Origin of the sequence: Cryobacterium sp. Hb1, from assembly GCF_004403585.1 — a bacterium.
GTDB classification, from domain to species: domain Bacteria; phylum Actinomycetota; class Actinomycetes; order Actinomycetales; family Microbacteriaceae; genus Cryobacterium; species Cryobacterium lyxosi.
The window spans coordinates 1-6,042 of the sequence record NZ_SOHI01000026.1 but is presented as its reverse complement, the minus strand read 5'-3'; the positions used below and the strand labels follow the sequence as shown (position 1 = coordinate 6,042).

The following is a 6,042-nucleotide window of genomic DNA, read 5'->3' as shown; positions in this document are numbered from 1 at the left end:
GCGACACGCCCGGGTGGGGGGCGTTTTGACGGGTGGGTGTGGTGGCCGTAATGTATCTATACGTACCCCAAAGGTGCGGAAAGCCGCAGTGCTTTTCGGCCTCACGTGGGACCGTCTTCTAGTCTTTTCAATGTTGGGTTCTTGTTTCAAGTTCTCTGGTGTTGGGCTAGGATTGTAAGCCTCCACCGGGTGTGTGTTGCTGGTTGGGTCGGGTTGTTCGAGTGTTTTTGGTGTGCTTTGGTGCGCTGGAAATTGCTGGGATTGGCCGATTTGACAGGGACTGGCCGGGTGGGTAAGTTAGACAAGTTGCCCCGGAGCGACAGCCCAGTAGGGCCTGAAGTCGGGTGCGTCCGATCCTTGAGAACTCAACAGCGTGCACAATGTCAAATGCCAAAAACCTCGTGGTTGTGGCCCGTTTCTAGCGGGGTGCAGCTAAGAGATTCCTTTGGAAATAATATTGAACAAGTCCTAACTTCGGTTGGGCAACTAAACAAAGCAAGTCAGTAATGATTTGTTCTTGTCAGTTTCAAACTTGCATGTTCATAACCTATTCCGGTTGTGGGGTGCACTAGATGGGCGTTCGGTTTGTATTTATATGAATCGGGTAGCTATTCAAACATTTACGGAGAGTTTGATCCTGGCTCAGGACGAACGCTGGCGGCGTGCTTAACACATGCAAGTCGAACGGTGAAGAGGAGCTTGCTCCTTGGATCAGTGGCGAACGGGTGAGTAACACGTGAGCAATCTGCCCTTGACTCTGGGATAACTGCGGGAAACTGTAGCTAATACCGGATATTACCTTGGAAGGCATCTTCTGGGGTGGAAAGAATTTTGGTCAAGGATGAGCTCGCGGCCTATCAGCTAGTTGGTGAGGTAATGGCTCACCAAGGCGACGACGGGTAGCCGGCCTGAGAGGGTGACCGGCCACACTGGGACTGAGACACGGCCCAGACTCCTACGGGAGGCAGCAGTGGGGAATATTGCACAATGGGCGCAAGCCTGATGCAGCAACGCCGCGTGAGGGACGACGGCCTTCGGGTTGTAAACCTCTTTTAGTAGGGAAGAAGCGACTGGGTTTTCCTGGGAGTGACGGTACCTGCAGAAAAAGCACCGGCTAACTACGTGCCAGCAGCCGCGGTAATACGTAGGGTGCAAGCGTTGTCCGGAATTATTGGGCGTAAAGAGCTCGTAGGCGGTTTGTCGCGTCTGCTGTGAAAACCCGAGGCTCAACCTCGGGCCTGCAGTGGGTACGGGCAGACTAGAGTGCGGTAGGGGAGATTGGAATTCCTGGTGTAGCGGTGGAATGCGCAGATATCAGGAGGAACACCAATGGCGAAGGCAGATCTCTGGGCCGTAACTGACGCTGAGGAGCGAAAGCATGGGGAGCGAACAGGATTAGATACCCTGGTAGTCCATGCCGTAAACGTTGGGAACTAGATGTGGGGACCATTCCACGGTCTCCGTGTCGCAGCTAACGCATTAAGTTCCCCGCCTGGGGAGTACGGCCGCAAGGCTAAAACTCAAAGGAATTGACGGGGGCCCGCACAAGCGGCGGAGCATGCGGATTAATTCGATGCAACGCGAAGAACCTTACCAAGGCTTGACATATACCGGAAACGGCCAGAAATGGTCGCCCCGCAAGGTCGGTATACAGGTGGTGCATGGTTGTCGTCAGCTCGTGTCGTGAGATGTTGGGTTAAGTCCCGCAACGAGCGCAACCCTCGTCCTATGTTGCCAGCACGTAATGGTGGGAACTCATGGGATACTGCCGGGGTCAACTCGGAGGAAGGTGGGGATGACGTCAAATCATCATGCCCCTTATGTCTTGGGCTTCACGCATGCTACAATGGCCGGTACAAAGGGCTGCGATACCGTAAGGTGGAGCGAATCCCAAAAAGCCGGTCTCAGTTCGGATTGAGGTCTGCAACTCGACCTCATGAAGTCGGAGTCGCTAGTAATCGCAGATCAGCAACGCTGCGGTGAATACGTTCCCGGGCCTTGTACACACCGCCCGTCAAGTCATGAAAGTCGGTAACACCCGAAGCCAGTGGCCGAACCCGCAAGGGACGGAGCTGTCGAAGGTGGGATTGGTGATTAGGACTAAGTCGTAACAAGGTAGCCGTACCGGAAGGTGCGGCTGGATCACCTCCTTTCTAAGGAGCACGTGTTGTCCCGTCTGTATACAGCGGAATATGGCGACCAGTCACACCAGGCCGAACGGTCTGGGTGGCGCTCATGGGTGGAACATTGACATTGATGCAAGAACGGCTGAGATCTACTCGGTACGCCTGGTTCGTAAGGACGGGGTTGGAAAGGTAGGTCGCAGAGAGACTTGTATATGCACGCTGTTGGGTCCTGAGGGACCGGAACAACCTGGGACGTAAGTTCTTTGTTGGTCTGATTCTTCTGGACTTTTTCTCGTTGGCATGACTTGCCGGCGGGAAGGGTACCGCCCGTACTTTGAGAACTACACAGTGGACGCGAGCATCTTAAATTTGACTGTCTTCGGACAGCAAATTACAAAGATCTATTTATAGATCATTGGTCAATTTCGGTCGCGAATTTATTCGCGGCACTTAATCGATTCAAACTCATGTGATTTCAAATTTTTAAGAGCAAACGGTGAATGCCTTGGCATGTAGAGCCGAAGAAGGACGTAGTAATCTGCGATAAGCCTCGGGGAGTTGATAAACGAACTGTGATCCGAGGATGTCCGAATGGGGAAACCCCGCCAGGCCCGTAAGGTGACCTGGTGACTCCCGCCTGAATATATAGGGCGGGTAGAGGGAACGTGGGGAAGTGAAACATCTCAGTACCCACAGGAAGAGAAAACAACAGTGATTCCGTTAGTAGTGGCGAGCGAACCCGGATGAGGCTAAACCGATCATGTGTGATAGCCGGTAGGCGTTGCATGGTCGGGGTTGCGGGACTTTTCTGCCTATTCTACCGAATGGTAAGGGTTAGAACGTTGTATAGACGAACAGGATTGAAAGCCTGGTCATAGAGGGTGCGAACCCCGTAGTCGAAATGCAGCAATCGCCCGAGAAGTATCCCAAGTAGCACGGGGCCCGAGAAATCCCGTGTGAATCCGTCAGGACCACCTGATAAGCCTAAATACTCCTACATGACCGATAGTGAACAAGTACCGTGAGGGAAAGGTGAAAAGTACCCCGGGAGGGGAGTGAAATAGTACCTGAAACCGTTTGCTTACAAACCGTTGGAGCCAGCTTTGTTCTGGTGACAGCGTGCCTTTTGAAGAATGAGCCTGCGAGTTAGTGATATGTGGCGAGCTTAACCCGAGAGGGGAATGCGTAGCGAAAGCGAGTCTGAATAGGGCGATTCAGTCGCATGTCCTAGACCCGAAGCGAAGTGATCTATCCATGGCCAGGTTGAAGCGACGGTAAGACGTCGTGGAGGACCGAACCCACTTCAGTTGAAAATGGAGGGGATGAGCTGTGGATAGGGGTGAAAGGCCAATCAAACTTCGTGATAGCTGGTTCTCTCCGAAATGCATTTAGGTGCAGCGTTGCGTGTTTCTTGCCGGAGGTAGAGCTACTGGATGGCCGATGGGGCCTAAAAGCTTACTGACGTCAGCCAAACTCCGAATGCCGGTAAGTGAGAGCGCAGCAGTGAGACGGTGGGGGATAAGCTTCATCGTCGAGAGGGAAACAACCCAGACCACCAACTAAGGTCCCAAAGCGCGTGCTAAGTGGGAAAGGATGTGGAGTTGCACAGACAACCAGGAGGTTGGCTTAGAAGCAGCCACCCTTGAAAGAGTGCGTAATAGCTCACTGGTCAAGTGATTCCGCGCCGACAATGTAACGGGGCTCAAGCACGCCACCGAAGTTGTGGCATTGATATTTTTGGTTAGCTGCACCCTTGTGGTGTTAGTTCAGCCGTGTTGATGGGTAGGAGAGCGTCGTGTGGCCAGCGAAGCGGCGGTGTAAACCAGCCGTGGAGGCCACACGAGTGAGAATGCAGGCATGAGTAGCGAAAGACGGGTGAGAAACCCGTCCTCCGAAAGATCAAGGGTTCCAGGGCCAGGCTAATCCGCCCTGGGTAAGTCGGGACCTAAGGCGAGGCCGACAGGCGTAGTCGATGGACAACGGGTTGATATTCCCGTACTGACGAAAAACCGCCCAAGCTAATCCAGTAATGCTAAGCATCTGAATCCCCTAGATGGATCCCTTCGGGGTGAAGCGTGGGGCCTAGCGTGCGACCCTATGCTGGTGCGGTTAGCGTATTAACAGGTGTGACGCAGGAAGGTAGCTGAGCCGGGCGATGGTTGACCCGGTCTAAGGATGTAGGGCGAACGATAGGCAAATCCGTCGTTCATGATGCCTGAGACCCGATGGGTAGCCCGTAAGGGTGAAATCAGTGATCCTATGCTGCCAAGAAAAGCATCGACGCGAGGTTTTAGTCACCCGTACCCCAAACCGACTCAGGTGATCAGGTAGAGAATACTAAGGAGATCGAGAGAATCGTGGTTAAGGAACTCGGCAAAATGCCCCCGTAACTTCGGGAGAAGGGGGGCCTGAGGCGTGAACGGACTTGCTCCGGGAGCGTTCGAAGGCCGCAGAGACCAGTGGGAAGCGACTGTTTACTAAAAACACAGGTCCGTGCTAAGTCGCAAGACGATGTATACGGACTGACGCCTGCCCGGTGCTGGAAGGTTAAGAGGAACGGTTAGCCGCAAGGCGAAGCTGAGAATTTAAGCCCCAGTAAACGGCGGTGGTAACTATAACCATCCTAAGGTAGCGAAATTCCTTGTCGGGTAAGTTCCGACCTGCACGAATGGCGTAACGACTTCCCAGCTGTCTCAACCGCGAACTCGGCGAAATTGCATTACGAGTAAAGATGCTCGTTACGCGCAGCAGGACGGAAAGACCCCGTGACCTTTACTACAGCTTGGTATTGGTGTTCGGTGTGGCTTGTGTAGGATAGGTGGGAGACTGTGAAGCTTGGACGCTAGTTCAGGTGGAGTCATTGTTGAAATACCACTCTGGTCATATTGGATACCTAACTTCGAACCGTGATCCGGTTCAGGGACAGTGCCTGGTGGGTAGTTTAACTGGGGCGGTTGCCTCCTAAAAAGTAACGGAGGCGCCCAAAGGTTCCCTCAACCTGGTTGGTAATCAGGTGTCGAGTGTAAGTGCACAAGGGAGCTTGACTGTAAGACTGACAAGTCGAGCAGGGACGAAAGTCGGGACTAGTGATCCGGCAGTGGCTTGTGGAAGCGCTGTCGCTCAACGGATAAAAGGTACCTCGGGGATAACAGGCTGATCTTGCCCAAGAGTCCATATCGACGGCATGGTTTGGCACCTCGATGTCGGCTCGTCGCATCCTGGGGCTGGAGTAGGTCCCAAGGGTTGGGCTGTTCGCCCATTAAAGCGGTACGCGAGCTGGGTTTAGAACGTCGTGAGACAGTTCGGTCCCTATCCGCTGCGCGCGCAGGAAATTTGAGAAGATCTATCCCTAGTACGAGAGGACCGGGATGGACGAACCTCTGGTGTGTCAGTTGTTCCGCCAGGAGCACCGCTGATTAGCTACGTTCGGAACGGATAACCGCTGAAAGCATCTAAGCGGGAAGCCGGCTTCGAGATGAGATTTCCATCCCTTCGGGGGAGAGGCTCGCAGCTAGACTACTGCGTTGATAGGCCGGATGTGGAAGTGGGGACTAAAGACCCATGAAGCTGACCGGTACTAATAAGCCGATAATTTGATAACACTCAGTTTGAAGAAGCTGCTTTAGCGTCCACTATGTGGTTCTCGATGTACGGTCGAGAACAACGCCTTCGTCATGAAGGCTCTATAACTAAAAAATATAGAATCGATTCATCGAAAGATGTTTCGGCGGCTATAGCGAGAGGGAAACGCCCGGTCACATTCCGAACCCGGAAGCTAAGACTCTCAGCGCCGATGGTACTGCAGGGGGGACCCTGTGGGAGAGTAGGACACCGCCGGACTTAACTTAGAAACACCAGAAAAGCCATCCCTCACGGGATGGCTTTTCTGCGTTAACAACCACCCCGGGTGGTTGTT

Annotated in this window: 3 rRNA genes; all 3 read left to right on the top strand. The window is 53.5% G+C overall.

What is annotated here, in order from left to right:
- The first annotated feature begins 619 nt into the window (after positions 1 to 619).
- The 3 genes from E3T38_RS09390 (at position 620) to rrf (ending at position 5,966) form a co-directional block, all read left to right on the top strand.
- Positions 620 to 2,153, top strand: a 16S ribosomal RNA gene (locus E3T38_RS09390).
- Positions 2,154 to 2,599: 446 nt separating this feature from the next.
- Positions 2,600 to 5,727: ribosomal RNA gene (locus E3T38_RS09385) — 23S ribosomal RNA — on the top strand.
- Positions 5,728 to 5,849: 122 nt separating this feature from the next.
- Positions 5,850 to 5,966 (top strand): 5S ribosomal RNA (rrf, locus tag E3T38_RS09380).
- Together the 16S, 23S and 5S rRNA genes form the textbook arrangement of a ribosomal RNA operon.
- The last annotated feature ends 76 nt before the right edge of the window (positions 5,967 to 6,042 follow it).